The sequence below is a fragment of the Nitratidesulfovibrio sp. D1 genome, assembly GCF_051133415.1.
In the GTDB taxonomy this organism is placed as follows: Bacteria; Desulfobacterota; Desulfovibrionia; order Desulfovibrionales; family Desulfovibrionaceae; genus Cupidesulfovibrio.
Map to the genome: position 1 here is coordinate 262,727 of NZ_JBPGNZ010000001.1, position 19,354 is coordinate 282,080.

Genomic DNA, 19,354 nt, shown 5'->3' on the forward strand with positions numbered 1-19,354 from the left:
ACCGGACATTCGGGACCATAGCCCAAGCCACCGCACGGTTCAACCGCCACCCGCACGCCGGGCGGAACGCCACCCCGCCCCGGCCATGGCGCTCCATGCAGCGGGCACGTCCGCATGCCTTTCCAACAGTGCGGAAAGACGGTATAAGCCATGCCCATGAAGCAGCCTGCTACCACCCGCGCCGCCGTGTCCGCCAGATCGGGCAGATCGGGCAGTTCCGCCCAGTCCGCCGCCCAACCCGCCGCCGGGACTTCCGCCGCGTGCCGTCCCGCACGCCCCGAACATCTCGTCCAGCTCAATCGGCGCGACCTGATCGCTTTCGAACACCGTCTGCGCGACGCCATGGCCCGCGTGCTGTCCTTCAAGGCGTACAGCCTGTATTTTCCCCGCGCCGCCAGCGGCCCGGAACCGCTGTGGCTGCCGCAGGAGCGCAAGCTGCTGGTGCCCCTGCTGCACCAGGGCGAGCAGCTTGGCGTGTTCGTGGCGCGCGGGGTGGCCGCGCGCACGGTGCGCGCGCTGTCGCCGGTGCTGCCGGGCGTGGCCGCGCTGTGCCTGGAAAACCTGCAACTGTACAAGGCCAGCCTGACCGACCCGGTGACGGGGCTGGCCACCAGGCAGCACTTACTGGACGCCATCGCGCGCGAGGTGGACTGCATCCGCGACTGCTTCTCCATCGCGTCGGAGGGCAAGTGCGACCTGGCCGCCGGGCACCGGGCCAGCATGGGCGTCATCGCCGTGCGCCTGGGCAGCCTGCGCGAGGTGGCGCGCGACCACGGCTACGTCTTCGCCGACCGGCTCATCGCCGCGCTGGCCGAAGAACTGCGCAGCGCCGCGCCGGAACAGGCCCTGCCCGCCCGCACCGGAGACTTCGAATTCGCCCTGTTCGTGCCTGCGGGCACCTCCGGCGGCTGTCGCAAGCTGGCCGTGGACATGGTGCGCCGCCTGCGCGGGGTGACCATCACCTGCGGGCTCACCGACGAGCCGGTGGGGGTGGCCGTTTCCGCCGGATTCGCCGTCTACCCGCAGGACATGGAGGGCGCCGCCTTTGCCCGCGACCACGGGGAACAGGCCCGGGTGCTGCTGCGCAAGGCCCGCCTGGCCGCCGCCGTGGCCGTGGAGGCGGCGGCCCTGTCGCCGGGCGACGGCGACGGCAAGGGCGACGCGGCCCCCGGCGTGCCGGTGATGGGATTTTCGCGCATCCTGGCCGAAGGCGGCCGGGTGCTGGAAACCCTGCCCCTGTCGCGGGTGGTGGTGAGCCTTGGCGGCAACATGAACGCCCGCGAAGGGCAGCGCTTTTCGGTGTGGTCGGTGGCCTACCCCGTGCGCGGCGGCTCGCAGGAGCCGCGCCAGCCCCTGTACAAGGGCGAGGTGGTGCTGATGGAGGTGCGCGACAACACCTCGCTGGCCGAAATCATGCACGTCGGCGACCCCACCTGGCCGGTGGAGCCCGGCGACCTGCTGACCCTGCTGCCCGAGGAAAAGGGCGTCACCGTGCGCGACGGCGGCGAGGCCCCGCGCACCGATCCCTTGACCGGCCTGTTCCGGCACGGCGACTTTCTGGCCCGCTGGAGCGCCGAACGCGAACGTTGCGACGCCTTCTCCCTGGCGCTCGTCCGCCTGTCCGACGAAGGCCGCGAGCCGGAAGGCCGGGCCGCGCATCCGGAACAACTCATGGCCGAGGCCGCCCAACTATGCCGCGACCTGCTGGGGCCGCAGGCCCTGGGCGGACGCTACGGCCTGAACAGCCTGATCTTCTTCCACCCCGGCATGACTCCCGATGGTACGGACGGGGCGCGGGAAGTGTACGGCGCGCTGTGCCATGAACTGGAACGCCGCCTGCGCATCGGGGCCGCCGTGGGCGTGGCCTGCCATCCGTACCTCAGCTACCGCAAGGCCGACGCGCTGGAAAACTGCCTCAAGGCCCTGGAATACGCCATGCTGCTGCCCCCCCCGCGCGTGGGCGTGCTGGATTCGCTGGCCCTGAACATCAGCGCGGACAAGCGCTACAGCCTGGGCGACACCTTCGGGGCCATCGAGGAATACAAGCTGGCCCTGCTGGCGGACGAAACCAACACCATGGCCTGGAACTCGCTGGGGGTGTGCATGGCGGGCCTGGGGCGGCATTCCGAGGCGCGCCGCCACTTCGGCGAGGCGCTGGCCCGCAAGCCCGGCGACCCCATGGCCCTGTACAACCTGGGCACCGTGTGCCAGTCCGAGGGCGAAACGGCGGAGGCGCGCGACTGCTTCCGCAAGTGCCTGCGCAACGCGCCGGGCCACGTCTACGCCCTGATCCGTCTGGGCCAGCTGGCCGAGGGCGAGAAGCGCTTCGCCCAGGCCCGGCAGTACTATACCAAGGCCGCGAAACTGGATGGCGGCGCGGCGCTGACCTGCCGCCACCTGGCCCGGCTGTGCATGCGCCAGGGCCGTCCGGACGAAGCCCGCGAACACCTGCACGAGGCGTTGCTGCACAATCCGCAGGACGCTATCGCCCTGCAACTCATGGCCCGGCTGTACCTGGACGGCGGCGAGGATCCGGAAATCGCGGAAGTGATGGCCCGGCAGAGCGTGGCCCTGCGGCCCGATCTGAAACAGGGCTGGCTGGAACTGGCCCGCGCCCTGCAAGTGCGCGGCCGCGACCACGACGCCCGCGAAGCCCTGCTGCGCGCCGGGGAGCGCTGAGAACCAGCGCCGCTCCCCTTGCGCCCTGGCAATTGATTGGGTACGCTTTCAGTGTGAGGGCCCCGATGCCCGGAACGCCACGGACGTTCCCCCGCCCCACCGCAACCGCGACGGCCCATGGCCGCGTGGCCGCAGCCCGTCCCTTTTGCCCCGCCGGCGCCCAGACCGGACCACATGGACCCCGCGCCCCCATCATCCGAACCGCACTTGCGACGTATCGCCTGGAACGGCCTGAGCCTTTCCGCCCCGCCCGACTGGCAGCCCGCCGACGTGGAGCACCACTTCCTGGCGCTGTCCCGGCACGGCCGCCCCGCGCTGGAATGCGCCTGGCGGCCTGACCCCGCCGAATTTTCCGTCCCCCGCCGCCGCGCGGCCCTGGAGCGCCAGAACCGCCGCCTTCCCGGCTTCACCGCCGACCCGCGCCGGGTGCCCGCCCGCTGGGCGCAGGTGCTGGCCACCTTGCGCCCCCGGCTGGCCTACGTACCCTTTGCCTGGCACGGGGGCTGCGGCGCCCTGTGCCACGACGCGGAGGCCCTGTGCACCGTTGAAATCCGCTTTCCCGCCGGGAACGCGGCCGCCCATGGCGGCGGGGAAACCGCCGGGCCGGGCACGACGCCCGCCGTCACCCGCCTGCACGCCCCGGAACCGGACGAGGCGGCCCTGCTGGAGGCGGCCACGGTGCTGGCCACCCTGCGCCTGCACCCCCGGCACGAGGCCATGCCCTACCGGCTGCACGACATGGAGCTTTCCGTCCCCCCCGGCTTCGCCCTGCGCGACTTCACCTTCCGGCCGGGGTTGTGCGCCCTGCGCTTTCGGCGCGGCGCGGACACCCTGTCCGTAGAGCGCCTTTCGCCCGCCAACGTGGTGTTGCAGGGGCTGCCGCTGCGTCACTGGGCCGCCCGCCGGGCCGGGGTGGATACCCGCGAGGTGCGGTCCCGCCTGCCGTACTGCCAGCCGCCCCGCGCCCGCGAAACCGCCGCCTGGCAGCGCACGCTGCGCCGCCCGCTGCTGGGGGCGCTGCCGGTGCTGCGCGGGCTGTCCCGTGGCCCCACCCGCGAAGAGGGCGCGGCATGGCTCATCGGCGACGAAAACAAGCTGGTGACGGTCTGCCTGCGCAGCGCCGGACAGCCGGAGCCCGATACCCTGACCGCCCTGTGCGCCAGCCTGCATGTCATCGAGGAAGACTGACGCCTGCTACCTGCCCTGAAATGATGCGGCGGACAGGGAAGTTGCCCCCTGCCCGCCGCCGTATTCATGAAGCCACGCCTGGGCTCGGTTCCGCAATGCCCGTATCCGTGCCGCCTAGTACACCTTGCGCCTGGAAAAACCCGTCCCCAACACGTTGAAGGTGTTCTCCACGATCATGAACGCATTGGGGTCGTGCCGGAACACCGTTTCCTCCAATCGCTTCAACTGGTGGTTGTGCACCACGGTCATCAGCACCTGCTTTTCCCGCCCCGTGAACGCGCCCTTGCCCTGCAGGAAGGTGGCGCCGCGATGCAGGTGCTGCAATATTTCCGCAGCGATGCATTCCGAGCACTCGGAAATGATGAACACCATCTTGCGCTGGTTGAACAGCGAGTGCACGTAGTCCATGACTTGCGAATAGGTGTACACCAGGATGACGGAATAGAGCACCATGTCCACGTCCAGCGTGGCCAGGCCCACCATGAACAACACGAAGTTGTAGAGAAAACTCACCTGCCCCACGCGCATGCCCCAGCGCTGGTGCAGCATGATGGCGATGATGGTCATGCCGCCCTCGCTGCCCAGCGAACGCAGCACGATGCCGAGGCCCGCCCCGCACACCGTGCCCGCCGCCACGGCAGCCAGCAGCGGGTTGGCGATATGCGCCTGCCAGGTGATGAACTGCGCGGCGATGGTGGTCACCGCCGTGCCGTACAGGCTGTACAGGAAGAAGCGGCGGCTGACGAACAGCCAGCCCAGCACGAAGATGGGCAGGTTGAGCAGCACGTACCACAGCGCCGGCGACAGCGCGCCCGTGGCGTAGTATATGTAGATGCCCGTGCCGAAGATGCCGCCGGAAATGAACCCGTGCGGCACGGCGATGGACTTCATGCCCAGCGAGAACAGCGTGCCGCCGATGGTCAGCAGCGCAAGGTTCCACCACACGGTCATGCTGATGCTGCGCAATTCCCTTTCGAACATGCTGCTTCCCCTGATGTTGCCCGCACACCGGCATGGCGTGGCGGCGCCCGCTCCGCCCAGTTCCGACCAATTCCACCCGGTTCCGCCCCATTCCGCCCGGTTCCCCCGGCCGGGCGCCCGCCGGGTGGTTGTGCTCCTGCCGGAAACAGGTATAGAATGGTTCCAACAGGATACCCTAGAACATCAACGCACGCCATCCGCGACCAAGGAGGTTTCACCATATGCTCATCCGCGAATGGATGACCAAGGATGTCATCACCGTCACGCCTGACACGTCCATGATGAAGGCGTCCAAGATCCTCAAGGAGAACCGCATCCGCCGCCTGCCCGTGGTGGACGCCGAAGGCCGCCTGATCGGCATCGTCTCCGACCGGGACATCAAGGAAGCCTCCCCCTCCAAGGCCACCACGCTCGACATGCACGAGCTGTACTATCTGCTTTCCGAAATCAAGGTCAAAGACATCATGACGCGCGACCCGTTCACGGTGCGCGCCGACGACACGGTGGAAACCGTGGCCCTGAACATGATCGAGAAGCGCATCGGCGGCCTGCCCGTCATCGACGACGGCGGAAAGCTGGTGGGCATCATTTCCGACAGCGACGTGTTCAAGGTGCTCATCACCATCACCGGCGTGCGCCACGGCGGCGTGCAGTTCGCCTTCGAACTGGAGAACACCCCCGGCACGCTGAAGCCCATCGTGGACACCCTGCGCGAACACAGCGCGCGCATCATCTCCATCCTCACTTCCATGGACGATGCCGGCGGACCCACCCGCCGCGTGTACATCCGCATCCTGCCCATGGACCGCGCCGAGGAAAACCGCATCATCGAAGCGGTGAAGAATCGCTTCCCGCTCATGTACTGGGCGCGCGACAACGTGCACCCCGCCTAGACAGCGCGGAGAGGACGGAATCCCACCCGGCGATGGCGCGCCCCCAGCAGAATACGGGCAGGATACGAACCGCGCAGGACAGCACACGGCCCGCACACGGAAAGGTGCGGGCCGTTTCGCTTGGGTACAGCCAGCGCCCCTGGGCTCCGCTTTCCGGGTCTGGAAACAGAAAAGCCCCGGCCATCTCCGGCTGGGGCTCTGGCGATATCAACCGTTGGCGTATCTTGACATCGCCCGGCTTTGTTGTAACATTTTTATAATGACAACGGCGGCGCCATGAAATTTGAATGGGATCCCGTCAAGGCCGAAAAGAACGCGCGCAAGCACGGCGTCGATTTTGAAGTTGCAGCCCGCGTCTTTCTCGATCCCATGCGACTCGAGGTGTTTGACGCAGACCACGTCGAGGATGAAGACCGTTGGAGAATAATCGGCATGGTAGACCCGGTTGTTCTGGTCGTCATTTATACCGAACGCGGGCCAGCGGGCGAAAGTATCCGTATCATATCCGCGAGGAAGGCCAATGAGCAAGAACGCAAAGCATACCACTCGATTCGAGCTTGATCAGCATAATCCCCCCCCTTTGACCGCCAAGCAGCAAGAAATGCTGGCGGCATTGGCTCGCATGCCCGATGAAGAGATTGACTATTCGGACATCCCGGCCCAAGACTGCATGTACCGCCCGGACAAGAAGATGACCACCGTTCGCATCGATGCGGATGTACTGGCGTGGCTGAAAAGCGGCGGCAAGGGATACCAGACGAAAATCAACGCCATTTTGCGCCGGGAAATGCTTGCGGCAAAACGCAAGTGTCGGCTTCAGGCTTGTTAGGACATGCTGCGCTTGCAATAAGCAACGTCCTCTTGCGGCCATATCTGGCCGGGTTGCAGATAGAATCTTGCAGGGGCTTCAACGTGTTCAAGCCCTCCAACCGGAAGCGCACTGTATGCACACAAAGCCTCCGTCAGAAATGACGGGGGCTTTGCAGTCCTCTTTCAGGGGGGAATCCCCCGGACGCTGGTTGCTTCACTGGGCAACCCGCGCACCTGCGCCCCGCTTTCCGGGGCCGGAAAATGAAAAACCGGGGGCCTTGCGGCCCCCGGCGGGGTGTGCGGTCTCAGGCAGAGTAAGGCTTAGAACTCGTAGATGAAGTTGAAGACCAGCTTCTTGGCGTCGGAGAAGTCGTCCGTGCCCCAGGTGTCTTCATCCATGTCGAGCTTGATCCAGCCCATTTCGACCACGAGGGAGAGGTTCTCGTAGATCTTGTAGGTGGTGTCGAAGTTCACTTCGATGGCGCTGTCTTCATCGGTCAGGAACACCGCAGCGCCCTGGGAACCGTGAGCGGCGGGGTTGAACGCATCGATGACGGCGGGGTTGCCCTTCACCACGTCGGCGTCGTTGGTGCCCTGCATGTAGACCACGCGGAACACGTGCGACAGGTTCTCCATGAAGGAGATGTCGGCCAGTTGCAGGCCCACGGCCCAGGTGCCGGCGCCGTTAAGACCGAAGTAGGAGTCCTGACGGTACACGGAACCGGGGAAGCCGAAGCTGGTCACGCCCCAGCCGGTGGGGGAGATGGAAGGCATACGCTCGGAACCGTCGGTGATGTCGTCGTCTTCGCCGGAGCCGTACCAGGCGATGATGCCGGGGGTGACCATGTCGAGCTTGTACTCGGCAAGGGCGGCAACCAGCCAGCCAGCACGTTCGGCGGAGTCGGCATCGTCGTCAGCGGTCTTGGAGCCGTACACGGCGTCGACCTTCAGACCGAAGGGAGCGAAGTAGCTCATTTCGAAGGACACGCCGCCCCACCAGGCGTTGTAGGTGTCGGAGCCCTGATTGATGCCGTTTATGGTTTCATCCATGCTCAGCATGCCCCGGGTGAATTCAAAACCCTCGTTGGGGACATCAGTGAAGTCGATATCCTTGCCCACGGAGGCATACACGCCGTAGGGGGTGATCTTGAAACCGTCCAAGGTCACGGGCACTGCCAGCGCGAACACGTCGACTTCGTCAAAGTCGTTACGATTATCGGCGGCCGAGTTGCCGCTGCTGGAATCAACGGGGCGAGCCCACAGAGCGGTCACGCCCACCATGTCGTTGATGGCGTAGGACAGCGTAAGGGCCGCCACGTCGTCGTCGAGCACGGGGGAGGAAGGCACCACGGCGCCGGGCAGAGACAGGCCCTGGATACCCATGCGGACCTTCAGTTCGGTGTTGGGCACCAGCCAGTCGATGTACGAACGGCGGACCTTGACGACCTTGCCATCGGCGCCCAGGGCACCCCCCTGGCTGCCACGGCCCCAGGTCTGATGGCCGATTTCGAAGAACACGACACCCTTCAGGGATTCGCTGGCGATGACGTCGATCTGGGTACGGAAGCGCTGCGCGGCAGAGAAGTCGTCTTCGCCGTCGCCGCCGTCATCCGAGGACTTGTAGTCGCCGCTGTCGAGCCACGAGAAGTCAAAGGCCCACACGCCCTTGGCCTTGATGTCGGCGGCCTGCGCGCCGGAGAAGGCGCCCAGCACCAGCGCGAAGGCCAGCATCAGGGTAGCAAAACGTTTCATGAAAGCTCCTTCCTTCTTTGCTGTTGGGGGTGCCTGAAACCACCCGCACTACGTACCCGAAGTTTAAAATTTTGGCAACAATTGTGCGACGGGCGCTTTTTGCCCACCACCCGGCGAATTTTTTGTACGACAAAAATGAAAAATGGCGAAAGCGGACCGCTTTTGCAATGACGCACAGCGCCGAAACCACAAGGGCGCCAGCCACGCCGACTGCATCGTTTCGATGCCGCCCTCAGTGCGCAGCGGCAGGAAACCCAAGAATAAAAACCACCGGCTATGCCTGTGGTTTTTTGGATAAAAAAAGGGGAGGCCGCACGGCCTCCCCTCGGGGTGCGTCAGGAACAATGCAACCTAGAAGCTGTACTTCAGGTTGAAGCCGAGCTTCCAGGCGTCGTCGAAGTCCTGATCGTGCCAAGTGTCTTCATCAAGGTCGGCCTTGATGTAGCCCATTTCGACGATCAGGTCGAGGTTTTCGTAGATCTTGTAGAAGTGGTCGAAGTTCACTTCCCAGAGGCTGTCCTTCTCGGTCAGGTACAGGCCATTCCAAGCGGCGCCATTGCTGTCCACAGGACGCACGGAAGCATGGTCGGCCATATCCTTGTCGTTGGTACCTTCCATGTACACCACGCGCAGGGTGTGCTTCAGGTTCTCGACAAAGGAGATGTTGGCCAGTTGCACGCCAACGCCCCACATGCCGGTACCGCTGACGGAAGCCAGGGAGTCGGTGGCGATGGGCGCGCCGACCTTGTCAAAGCCGAACGAGGTGGGACCGAAGTCGGGCACAACGTAGGGCATGCGCTCGGAACCGTTGTTTTCGTCGTCGTCGTCACCGGAGGCGTACCAGGCGAAGATGCCGGGGGTCATCATGTCCATCTTGTAGTCGATGGCGCCGATCACCAGCCAGCCAGCACGGTCCATGTCGATGCTGCCGATCTCGTCGCCGTCCACGGAGCCGTACATGGCGTCCAGCTTGAACGACAGGGGCGAGAACATGGTCAGTTCGAACGCGGCGCCGCCCCACCACGCGGTGGAGTCGTCACCAAAGGTCTGGGTACCGGAGTAGTTGGCAGGACGCAGGCCGTAGGCGGCCTGGTTCCAGGAAGCGCCATTGCCCTCGCCCCGGACCACATCCTTGCCGAGGACGCCGTACATGCCCCAGGGGGTGATCTTGGCGCCGTCGAGGGTCACGGGCACGATCAGGCCGAACAGGTCCAGTTCGTCGAACGCGTTGTTGTTGTGCGACCCGGCGGGTTCACCAGAGTAGCTGTCGTACGGACGCGCCCAGAAGGCGGTCAGGCCGACCATGTCGCTGAACTTGTAGGACAGGGTAAGGGCGGCCACGTCGTCGTCGAGGACCGGGGAACCGGCCACGGCGCCGGGCAGGGCCAGGCCCTGGATACCCATGCGGACCATCAGGTCGGTGTTGGGCACGGTCCAGTCGATGTACGAACGCTTCACTTCCACGGACTTGCCGTCGGCGCCCAGGGCACCATCGTTGCGGCCCCACACGGTATCGCCCATTTCAAAGAACACCACGCCGCGCAGGTTTTCGCTGGCGATGATGTCGATCTGGGTGCGCAGGCGCTGCTTGGCGCCGAAGGTGTCTTCGTTGGGCCCGTCGTTGTCTTCACCCTGGAAATCGGGGTTGTCCAGCCACTCGAAGCTGAAGTCCCACTGGCCTTTCACCTTGATGTCGGCGGCCGAGGCGCCGGCGACGGAGCCGAGCACCAGCATGGCGGCGAGCATCAGAGTAACGATGCGCTTCATTGTTTTCCCTTCCTTCCTTTGCGGTTCAAGTGCGATGTTCCTGACGCGGGAACACTAGGATTCGGTCCGGAACATACTCCTCCCGCAAAACCTTGGCAAGAGCCGGTGTAAAAATTTTTTTACGGTAGAAGTTTTTCGACCCGGCCCGTGCGGAACCGTCACGCACCCCGCCCGTGCCTCGCCCGTACTTGACGCACGAGGCCCGATGGGGGAGACCGGAACGCGACCGCCCCCGCCGCATTCCCCTTTCGCACAGGAGCGGTCACCCGAAAGTCACGCTTTTGACACCTGGCCCGCACCCTGCGGGCCGCCCCTCTTCCGCATGCAAAAGCCCGTCATATCGAGCATTCCAGATACGCCCGGCGTCTATCTGTTCAAGGACGCTGCCGGACGCATCCTGTACGTGGGCAAGGCCAAACACCTGCGCCGCCGCGTCGCGTCCTACTTCCGCGAGGCGGTCGAAGGCGCGCCGCCGCCCCAGACCCCCAAGACCCTCGCCATGCTCCGCCAGGCCGAGCGCCTCGACACCCTCAGCACCACCACCGAGAAGGAGGCGCTGCTGCTGGAGGCCAGCCTGATCAAGAAGCACCGGCCGCGCTACAATATCGTGCTGCGCGACGACAAGCAGTACGTGCTCTTTCGCCTGCAGAAGAAGCACCCCTACCCGCGCCTGGACATCGTGCGCGCCGTGCGCCGCGACGGCGCCCAGTACTACGGCCCGTTCGCCTCGGCCGGGGCCGCCCGCGCCACGTGGAAGGCCATCCACCGCGCCTTTCCCCTGCGCCGCTGCACCGACCGCGCCCTGGAAAACCGGGTGCGCCCCTGCCTGTACCATTTCATAGGGCAGTGCCTTGCCCCCTGCGTGTTCGACGTGCCCAGGGACGACTACGCCGCGCTGGTGCACCGGGTGGAAATGCTGCTCTCCGGCCGCTCGGGCGAACTCGTGGGCCAGTTGCGCGGCGAGATGGAAAGCGCCTCGGAATCCCTGGAATTCGAGCGGGCCGCCCTACTGCGCGACCAGATCCGGGCCGTGGAGCGCACCGTGGAGCGCCAGGCCGCCGTGCTGCCGGGCGGCGGCGACCTGGATGTGGTGGGCATCGTGGACACCGGCGGCGGGCTGGGTCTCGGCGTGCTGTTCGTGCGCCAGGGCGCGGTGCTGGATGGCCGGGCCTTCCTGTGGCCGGGGTTGGGCTTCGAGGAGGCCCCGGAGTTGCTGCTGAGCTTCCTGGGCCAGTTCTATGGCCCGCATTCGGCCATACCCGCGCGCATCGTGGTGCCGTGGCTGCCGGTGACAGACGGTGTGGATGGCGTGGGTGCGGACGACGACGCCCCCCTCCCGCCCCAGGCGGCCACAGACATGAGCCTACGCGCCATCGAGGAAACCCTGGCCGACCTGCGCGGCGGCCCGGTGCGCATCGTGGCCCCCCGCTCGCCCGAGGAGAACCGGCTGGTGGACATGGCCGCCGCCAACGCCCGCGAACATGCCCGCCGCGAGACGGAAGCCCCCCTGCCGGACCTGCTGGCCCGCGCCCTGCACCTGTCCGCACCGGTGCGCCGGGTGGAGGCCGTGGACATCTCGCATACCGGCGGCCGGTCCACCCGCGCGGGCATGGTGGTCTTCGAGGATGGCCGCCCGGTGCGCGACGCTTGGCGCGCCTACGCTTTCGACCGTCCGGCGGACCATTCCGCAGCCTATCCCGCAGCCCATCCCACGGACCATCCGGCGGACCACGAAACGCCCACCTTCACGGCGGGCGACGACTACGCCGCCCTGGCCGAGTGGGCACGGCGGCGCATCGCCTCCGGCCCGCCGTGGCCGGACCTGGTCCTGATCGACGGCGGCAGGGGCCAGCTTTCCGCCGTGCACCGGGCCATCCGCGAGGCGGGCGGAGAAGGGCTGTTCGCGCTGGCCTCCATCGCCAAGGCCCGCACCGGGGACGGCCGGGCAGACCGCCGCGCGGGCAACGTGGCCGACCGCGTCTTCCTGCCCGGCCGCGCCAACCCACTGCCCCTGCGCGACGGCGCGCCGGAACTGCTGTTTCTCCAGCACGTGCGCGACGCGGTGCACGACTTCGCCATCGGGCGGCACCGCCGCGCCAGGGCCGGGGCGGCGCTGACCGGCGAACTGCAACGGGTGGAGGGCGTGGGGCCCAAGACCGCGCGCCTGTTGTGGGACCGCTTCGGCACGCTGGCCGCCATGCGCGAGGCCGACGAGAAGGAACTGGCCGAGGTGCCGGGCATCGGCCCGCGCCGGGCGCGCCAGATTCACCAGCGGCTGAAGGAAATGGACACCACCCGCCGCCGCTGACCCGCCCTCGCCACCCCGTCGGTTCGACCGCATCTCACGCCGCCCCTCCCGCCGCGCACCGAGCCGTTTTCCCCGCGCGCCCGCAGGTTCCGCACCCCGGCCCATTGCCTTGCGGCGCGACTTTGCGCAGTATGGGACCACAATGGAGATTCCGGCGGATTCCCCGCCGCACCCTTCGGACGCGGAACGCACATGACACGCCTGCTGCACGACCATGCCGGAACCGGCCTTTGCGCGGTGGCCCCCACGGGCCGCGTGCTCGGCGTGAGCGGGCTGTTCCTGCGTGCGCTGGGGCTTGCCGCCCCCCCGCCGGACGCCATGCTGCACGATCTGCTGCCCCTGTCCGAGGGCTGCCCCCCCTGCGCGGGGTGGCACTGGCTGCTGGACCTTCCGCCCGCCCCCGGCCAGGCCAGCCAATCACCCCGCCCGGCCGCCGTGCGCGGCGGCGTGCTGGTGCGCACCCTGCACCCCACCGAAACCCGCGCCATCCTCCAGTGTCCGGACCTGCGCGATCACGCCGCCGATACCCCCACCCGGCCAGCCTCCCCCGGCCGTACCGGGGTGCTGCTGCAACTGCATGCCCCGGATCTGTGGGATATGTGGGATCTGGCAGACTTGGCGGATCATCCCGGCCCGGCCAGCCATGCCGACATTTCCCCGTCCGGCTCCTCCCCCGCCGTACCCGACGCCCACCTGCGCCAGGCGCTGGACGCCCTGTCCGTGGGGCTGGCGCACGACTTCGGCAACGTGGTGGCCTCCATCCTGGGCTTTGCGGAAATCGCCGTCTCGCGGCTGCACGCCGCCCCCGCCGCGCCACCCGCCACCGACCCCATGGTGGTGCGCAGTCTGGACAACATCGTGCTGGGCTGCCAGCGCGCCCGGGAGGTCATCGCCTTTGCCCAGTCCGTCGCCGGGCGGGTGGACCTGAACCCGGAACCGGCCGACCTGCACGGCCTGGTCACCGCCTGGTGCGCCGAGCTTGCGGGCGAACTGCCCCCCGATGTCCGGTGGACGGTATCCCGCGGCCAGCCCACGCCGGAACCGCCGCAGCCCGAACGGTTGCCGCCGGTGCGCGTGGATGCGGCCCGCCTGCGCGAGGCCTTTGCCGAGATATGGCGCAACGCCGCCTGGGCGGTGCAGGACATGGGACAAGACATGGGCCAAGACATAAGCAAGGCCCAGACACGGGACACGGGATCGCCGGACAGCGCCGGGCATGCCATTCCAGCCACCCCTCAGTCCCCCCAGGCCCCCCCGTCCCCTCAGAACGACAATCCCTCCGGACGCATCCTGGTGGAAACCACCCTGATCACCGCCTCGCCGCGCCATCCCGGCCGCTGGGTACGCCTACGCGTGCGCGACACCGGACGGGGCATGGACGCGGACACCCTGTGCCGCATGCGCGACCCCTATTTTTCCACCAAGGCCCGGCACGAGGGCAAGGGGCGCGGCCTGGCCCGCGCGGCGGGCATCGTGCGGGCCCACGGCGGGCGGCTGGACATCGCGGCGGGGCCCGGTCTGGGCTGCATGGTGGACATCCTGCTGCCCGTGGCCCACGGCGACTGATCCCTACGGAGCCTGACCACATGGCCAACGTGCTCATCCTCGACGACGACGAACTGTTCTGCGAAATGCTGCGCTCGGCCATGGAGATGGAGGGCCACGCCTCGTCCGCCGCCCACTCGCTGGCGGAAGGCGCCCTCCTGCTGGAGCGCGACGTGTTCGACGCCGTGTTCCTGGACGTGCGCCTGCCCGACGGCAACGGCCTGGACATGCTGCCCCGGCTGCGCCACATGGCCAGTCCGCCCGAGATCATCATCGTCACGGCGGCGGGCGACCCGGACGGCGCGGAACTGGCCATCACCGACGGGGCGTGGGACTACGTGGAAAAGCCCGCCTCGCTGGAGCAGATGCGCTTCACCCTGGACCGCGCCCTGCGCCACCGCGACCGGCAGGCCCGCATGCACCGCCGCCCGCTGGACACGGGCGGCATCGTGGGCGCCAGCCCGCGTCTGGCCGCATGCCTGGAACGGCTGGCCGAGGCGGCCATGGGCGACGCCGCCGTACTCATCACCGGCGAGACGGGCACCGGCAAGGAACTGTTCGCGCGGGCGCTGCACCGCAACAGCCGCCGCGCCTCGGGGCCATTCATCACCCTGGACTGCGCGGCGCTTTCGCGCTCGCTGCTGCACAGCGAACTGTTCGGCTACCGGCGCGGGGCGTTCACCGGCGCCATGGAATCACGCGCCGGGCTCATCCGCCAGGCCGACGGCGGCACCCTGTTTTTGGACGAAGTGGGCGAACTGCCCCTGGCCCAGCAAAAGGCCTTCCTGCGCGTGCTGCAGGAACGGCGCTTCCGGCCCATCGGCAGCAGGGAGGAGGTGGAGAGCGACTTCCGCCTGGTGGCCGCCACCAACCGCAACCTGCCGGACATGGCCCAGCGCGGCGCCTTCCGCAAGGACCTGCTGTTCCGCCTGCAAGCCGTGGAAGTGCAACTGCCCCCCCTGCGGGAACGCAAGGAGGACATCCGCGAACTGGTCGCCGCCCACGCCGCGCGCATCTGCCGCCGCGACGACATCGGCGCCAAGAGCTTCGACCCGGAAGTGTTCGAGGCGCTGGCCGCGTACGACTGGCCCGGCAACGTGCGCGAACTGGTCAACGTGGTGGAGGGCGCGCTGTTGCAGGCCCGCGAGGAGCCGGTGGTGCAACCGGAACACCTGCCCGTGCCCCTGCGCGCCCGCCGCGCCCGCCACAGGCTGGCGCCCGGCGCAGGCGCCGGAGCGGACGGATTCGGCAACCTGGCCGGACAGGGTACACCAGGGAACGCCAGGAGCCCCGCGGGCTGCGTGCCGGGCATCGCCTGCCCGCCCCCCGCCACGGGTGCGCCCGGCCAGACCGTCTCCGGCGGAATAGCCCCGGCGCCCCAACCGCCGTGCGGCATCGCACCCCCGGCCTGGAAGGACTACCGCAACGCCGCCCTCGGCAGCGTGGAAAAGGGCTACCTGCACCACCTGCTGCTGGCCAGCGGGGGCAACATCACCAGGGCCGCCCGCATGGCCGGACTGTCGCGGCAACGGTTGTACGCGCTGCTGCGCAAGCACGGCGTGATGCGGCAATGGGCGGGGGACGGTTCGTCCACACCAGAATGACATTGTAAATTTTTACAAGACAAAATACCGAAAAAAATTACATGAGGATGCTTGCGCACCCACTCCCGCATCACACAACACACTACCTTCATTGATCAATACCAAAAATAACGCCATGGTATGACTTTTGATAGGACATGCGCGTGTCGCCCTTGATCCCAACCAGGAGACCGCTCATGCTTTCCGAACTGACCAAGATCGTCCACGGCATCGTGCTGGACAGCCCCACCCCGGCCAAGGCGCTGGCCAAGGAAATCGGCAAGCCCTACTCCACCCTGCTCCGCGAGATCAACCCGTACGATACCGGGGCCAAGCTGGGTGTCGAGACGCTTCTTGAAATCATGAAGCACACCGGCAACATCAGGCCGCTGGAATACATGGCGCGGCAGTTGGGCTACCGTCTGGAGCCCGATGCGGGCGGCGCCGAGATCCATCGTCCCCTGCTGCCCCTGCGCATGTCGGCCGAGCGCTAGCCCGGCCCCCGTGGGGGCAATGGCGTTTGCGGACACGTGTCCGCATGGCGACGGGCCGGGCGCAATGCCCGGTTCACAGGCAAGACACCCGCGTTGCCGCACCGGCGGCGCGGACATCCCGCGGGCCTTCCCGCATGCCCACCGGAGGTCAAGGTGCGGATACTGGTCGTGGACGACGATGCCGTGACGCTGTGCTTTCTCGAAGCCCTGCTATGCAGTTGGGGGCACGAGGTGGCCACGGCGGACAACGGCCGCTCGTGCATGACCTGCCAGCGCACCGCCCCGGCCGACGTGGTGATCACCGACATCATCATGCCCGAGCAGGACGGACTGGCCACCATCGCGCAGCTGCGGCGCGAGTTCCCGGGGGTGAAAGTCATCGCCATGTCCGGCGGCACGCCGGTCATGGACATGGAGTCGGCTATCCGCACCGCCCACCTCATGGGCGCCGACGCCGTGCTGCCCAAGCCGCTGGACACCGACGTGCTGCGCGGGGCGCTGACCGCCGTATCCACGCCGCGCGTGCTGGCCGCCACAGCCAGCCACCCGGACGCCCACCCCGCCGCCATGCCCCTGCCCAAACTCTGCTGATCCCTTCCTTCCGATTGCCGCCCCGTACCCGCACCCTTCCTCGCCTGTTGCCCACGGGCCAACGACGCCGGATGCCCGTCATCCCGCGCGCACCCGCCCGCCCCCATGCGCCACCCGCATGAAAGGCGCATCGCCCCCACCCTTTCCGGCATCAACGCCACCAGCCCCCGCCCCCCTCCTGCTCCATTTCCTGCCCGGCGTCCCCACCCGCATCTCCATCAATAGCATGTACTCACACCCATTCATGGGGCATGCCCGACTGTCGCGGGTCACGGATTCCGATTATTTCATGTGGGCTCGACTACAACCAGACAATTCCAGGAGCGGAAGGCCCCATGGACGAAATCCTGAACAACGATGTCCGCCCACCCGACACGGCAACAACCGGCACGCCCGCCAGGGATGCCATGCCTGGGCGCCCCGGAAGCACGCCCGTCATGGTCGCGCACCAGCCCATCTTCGACATCGCCGGTCACATTTTCGGATTCGAGCTGTTGTACAGAAACGCATGCTGGCCGCCCGGCAATTGCCCGCCATTTTCCGGCGCCGTCGCCACGTCCTCGGTGATCATCGACGGCCTGCCGCTGATCATGGACAGCCTGGGCGACGCCCGGATGCTGTTCGTCAACTTCGACGAATCCCTGCTGCTCAGCGGTCTGGCCAACATGCTCGACCCCGCCCGCACCTGCATCGAGGTGCTGGAAACCACCTCGGCCTCGCCCGGGGTCATGGCGCAACTGTCGGCGCTCAAGCAGCGCGGCTTCACCATCGCCCTCGACGACTACGCAGGGCCGGGCCCGGCGGACGCACTGCTGCCCCTGGCCGACTACGTGAAGGTGGAAGTGCTGCACAGGCCGCGCGCGGACGTGGCGCGGGACGTGGAGCGGGTGCTTGCGGTCGGGGCCAGGGTGGTGGCCGAAAAGATCGAGGACCGGGCCACGCTGGAATACTGCCGCAAGCTGGGGTGCCATCTGTTCCAGGGGTATTTCATGGCGCGCCCGCAACTGGCCTCCGGGTGCACCGTCAGCACCACCCAGGCCCTGCGGCTGAAGACCATCAAGATATTCTCTTCCGGCAGCACCACCACCCCGCGCCTCATCGAGGCCATCCGGGCCGATGTGTCGCTGTCCTACCGGCTGCTGCGCTACCTGAATTCCGCGCACTTCTCCTTCACCGCGCGGGTATCCTCCGTGGAGTTCGCGGCCAGGCTCATGGGCGAGGCGGGGCTGCGCCGGTGGCTGTGCGCCGCGCTGCTTTCCGGCATCGCCAAGGGGCCGTTCGTGCCGGAACTGATCCGCATGTCGGTGTTCAGGGGCATCTTTGCCGAGGCATTGCGCAACAGCACCACCGGCGGGCCGCCGCCGGACAGGCTGTACCTGGCCGGTCTGTTCTCGTTGCTGGACGCAATCCTGGGCATGCCCATGGAGGCGGTTCTGGCGGACATCCGGCTCAGCAGCGACATCGACGAGGCGCTCATCGAGCGGCGCGGCGCGCTGGCGCACTGGCTGCACGTGGTGGAGTCGTACGAGCGGGGGGACTTCGGCGATGCCGCGCGGGGCTTTGCCGAGCTGGGACTGGACATGTCGCTGCTGACGCACCGCTACTTGCAGGCCCTGAACGTGTCGCAGTGCATCTGCACGACGCAGTAGGGGCGAAGGCCGCCACGGCCGCAAGGAGTCCGGGGCCTACACCGGCCCCAGGATGACGCCCCCGGCCAGCACATGGCCTTCGGCATCGTACACCGCCGCCACCTGCCCGCGCGCGGGCGGGGTTTGCGGCTCGCGGAAGCGCACGGCCATGCCGGTGTCGCCCACGGTCACCCGCGCGGGCTGCGGGGCCTGGCGGTAGCGGGTGCGCACGCTGATCTCGGCGGGCCAGTCGGACGGGTCCACCAGCAGGTTCACGTCCTCGGCCAGGCAGCCGCGCGCGGCCAGGTGTTCGCGCCCGCCCACCAGCAGCACGTTGTTCTCCATGTCCTTGGCCACCACGTACAGCGGCTCGTCCCAGGCGATGCCCAGGCCCCGCCGCTGGCCCTCGGTGTACTGCCACAACCCCCGGTGGCTGCCGATCTTGCGGCCGCGCACGGTCACGATGGGGCCGGGGCCGGGCAGGCGCGCCTGCCGGTGGCGCAGGAAGGCGCGGTAGTCGTCGCCGGGCACGAAGCAGATTTCCTGGCTTTCCGACGGCAGCGGCGGAACGATGTTCCGTTTCGCCAGTTCGGCCTTCACCTGTTCCTTGCGCCAGTTGCCCAGCGGGAACACGGCCTGCTCCAGCCGGGCGCGGGCCACCAGCGACAGGAAATAGCTCTGATCCTTGGCCGGGTCGGTTCCCCGTTGCAGGGTCATGCCCCATTCCGGGTGGCGCAACTGGCGCACGTAATGCCCGGTTGCCAGGCGGGCCGCGCCAAGGCGGCGCGCGGCGTCCAGCAGCAGGCCGAACTTCATGGTGGCGTTGCACCGGGCGCAGGGGTTGGGCGTGCGCCCCACCACGTATTCCTCGATGAACGGGGCCACCACGGCCTCCTCGAAGGCGTCGGCCAGGTCCACGGCGTGAAAGTCCACCCCAAGGCGGGCGCACAGGGTGCCGATGGCCTCGGCCGGGTCCGGCTTGCCGGGCTGCTGAGGCAGGAAGCGCGCGTGCAGGCCGAACACGTCCTGCCCCTGCTCCAGCAGGAGCAGGAGCGCGAACAGGCTGTCGGTGCCTCCGCTGAGTGCGACGGCGATCTTCATGCTGCGCGGGCTGCCGTGGTACGGGGTGCGGTCA

The 19,354-nt window shown here is 67.8% G+C and carries 15 protein-coding genes; 11 read left to right on the forward strand and 4 right to left on the reverse strand.

Features of this window, described 5'->3' with window-relative positions; translation table 11 throughout:
- Positions 1 to 150: 150 nt before the first annotated feature.
- Entirely contained in the window at positions 151 to 2,679 is a 2,529-nt protein-coding gene (locus tag ACR4XJ_RS01125) for a tetratricopeptide repeat-containing diguanylate cyclase (protein ID WP_434753477.1), read from the forward strand.
- A gap of 207 nt (positions 2,680 to 2,886) precedes the next feature.
- Positions 2,887 to 3,867, forward strand: a complete 981-nt coding sequence (locus ACR4XJ_RS01130) for a hypothetical protein (RefSeq protein WP_434753478.1) — start codon at positions 2,887 to 2,889, stop codon at positions 3,865 to 3,867.
- A gap of 114 nt (positions 3,868 to 3,981) precedes the next feature.
- Here ACR4XJ_RS01130 and ACR4XJ_RS01135 read toward each other — a convergent pair whose 3' ends face one another.
- The gene (locus ACR4XJ_RS01135) at positions 3,982 to 4,848 is read right to left on the reverse strand and encodes a YitT family protein (protein ID WP_434753479.1); all 867 of its coding nucleotides are present in this window, start codon (positions 4,846 to 4,848) and stop codon (positions 3,982 to 3,984) included.
- Between the two features lie 221 nt (positions 4,849 to 5,069).
- Between ACR4XJ_RS01135 and ACR4XJ_RS01140 the strand changes: the two genes are divergently transcribed.
- From ACR4XJ_RS01140 to ACR4XJ_RS01150, 3 genes are all read left to right on the forward strand, one after another.
- Positions 5,070 to 5,741, forward strand: a complete 672-nt coding sequence (locus tag ACR4XJ_RS01140; RefSeq protein WP_434753480.1) for a CBS domain-containing protein — start codon at positions 5,070 to 5,072, stop codon at positions 5,739 to 5,741.
- A 276-nt stretch (positions 5,742 to 6,017) separates the two neighbouring features.
- Positions 6,018 to 6,302 carry a BrnT family toxin gene (locus tag ACR4XJ_RS01145; protein WP_434753481.1) on the forward strand — a complete coding sequence of 95 codons (285 nt, stop codon included), beginning with the start codon at positions 6,018 to 6,020 and terminating at the stop codon, positions 6,300 to 6,302.
- On the forward strand, positions 6,262 to 6,570 hold the full coding sequence (locus ACR4XJ_RS01150; protein WP_333504916.1) for a BrnA antitoxin family protein: 309 nt from the start codon (positions 6,262 to 6,264) through the stop codon (positions 6,568 to 6,570). The genes ACR4XJ_RS01145 and ACR4XJ_RS01150 overlap by 41 nt, the downstream gene beginning before the upstream one ends.
- Positions 6,571 to 6,872: 302 nt before the next feature.
- Here the strand turns inward: ACR4XJ_RS01150 and ACR4XJ_RS01155 are convergent, their stop codons facing one another.
- Both ACR4XJ_RS01155 and ACR4XJ_RS01160 read right to left on the reverse strand, forming a co-directional pair.
- On the reverse strand, positions 6,873 to 8,303 hold the full coding sequence (locus tag ACR4XJ_RS01155; RefSeq protein WP_434753482.1) for an outer membrane homotrimeric porin: 1,431 nt from the start codon (positions 8,301 to 8,303) through the stop codon (positions 6,873 to 6,875).
- A gap of 351 nt (positions 8,304 to 8,654) precedes the next feature.
- Positions 8,655 to 10,070: an outer membrane homotrimeric porin gene (locus tag ACR4XJ_RS01160; protein ID WP_434753483.1), complete on the reverse strand. Its 1,416-nt coding sequence runs from the start codon at positions 10,068 to 10,070 to the stop codon at positions 8,655 to 8,657.
- Between the two features lie 322 nt (positions 10,071 to 10,392).
- Here ACR4XJ_RS01160 and uvrC point away from each other — a divergent pair, with 322 nt between their 5' ends.
- From uvrC to ACR4XJ_RS01190, 6 genes are all read left to right on the forward strand, one after another.
- The gene (gene uvrC / locus ACR4XJ_RS01165; protein ID WP_434753484.1) at positions 10,393 to 12,378 is read left to right on the forward strand and encodes an excinuclease ABC subunit UvrC; all 1,986 of its coding nucleotides are present in this window, start codon (positions 10,393 to 10,395) and stop codon (positions 12,376 to 12,378) included.
- Positions 12,379 to 12,570: 192 nt separating this feature from the next.
- Positions 12,571 to 13,944 carry a sensor histidine kinase gene (locus ACR4XJ_RS01170; protein WP_434753485.1) on the forward strand — a complete coding sequence of 458 codons (1,374 nt, stop codon included), beginning with the start codon at positions 12,571 to 12,573 and terminating at the stop codon, positions 13,942 to 13,944.
- Positions 13,945 to 13,964: 20 nt separating this feature from the next.
- A complete protein-coding gene (locus ACR4XJ_RS01175) occupies positions 13,965 to 15,527 on the forward strand; it encodes a sigma-54-dependent transcriptional regulator (RefSeq protein WP_434753486.1) in 1,563 nt (520 codons plus the stop codon).
- A 176-nt stretch (positions 15,528 to 15,703) separates the two neighbouring features.
- Complete coding sequence (locus ACR4XJ_RS01180) at positions 15,704 to 16,000, forward strand: phage regulatory CII family protein (protein WP_015946464.1); 297 nt, start codon at positions 15,704 to 15,706, stop codon at positions 15,998 to 16,000.
- 153 nt (positions 16,001 to 16,153) lie between these two features.
- Positions 16,154 to 16,591, forward strand: a complete 438-nt coding sequence (locus ACR4XJ_RS01185; RefSeq protein WP_333504923.1) for a response regulator — start codon at positions 16,154 to 16,156, stop codon at positions 16,589 to 16,591.
- Between the two features lie 437 nt (positions 16,592 to 17,028).
- Positions 17,029 to 18,240, forward strand: coding sequence for an EAL and HDOD domain-containing protein (locus ACR4XJ_RS01190; RefSeq protein WP_434753487.1), 1,212 nt, complete (start codon positions 17,029 to 17,031; stop codon positions 18,238 to 18,240).
- A gap of 36 nt (positions 18,241 to 18,276) precedes the next feature.
- On the opposite strand, the gene mnmA is transcribed toward ACR4XJ_RS01190, so the two are convergent.
- Positions 18,277 to 19,320, reverse strand: a complete 1,044-nt coding sequence (gene mnmA, locus ACR4XJ_RS01195) for a tRNA 2-thiouridine(34) synthase MnmA (protein ID WP_434753488.1) — start codon at positions 19,318 to 19,320, stop codon at positions 18,277 to 18,279.
- Positions 19,321 to 19,354 lie beyond the last annotated feature (34 nt).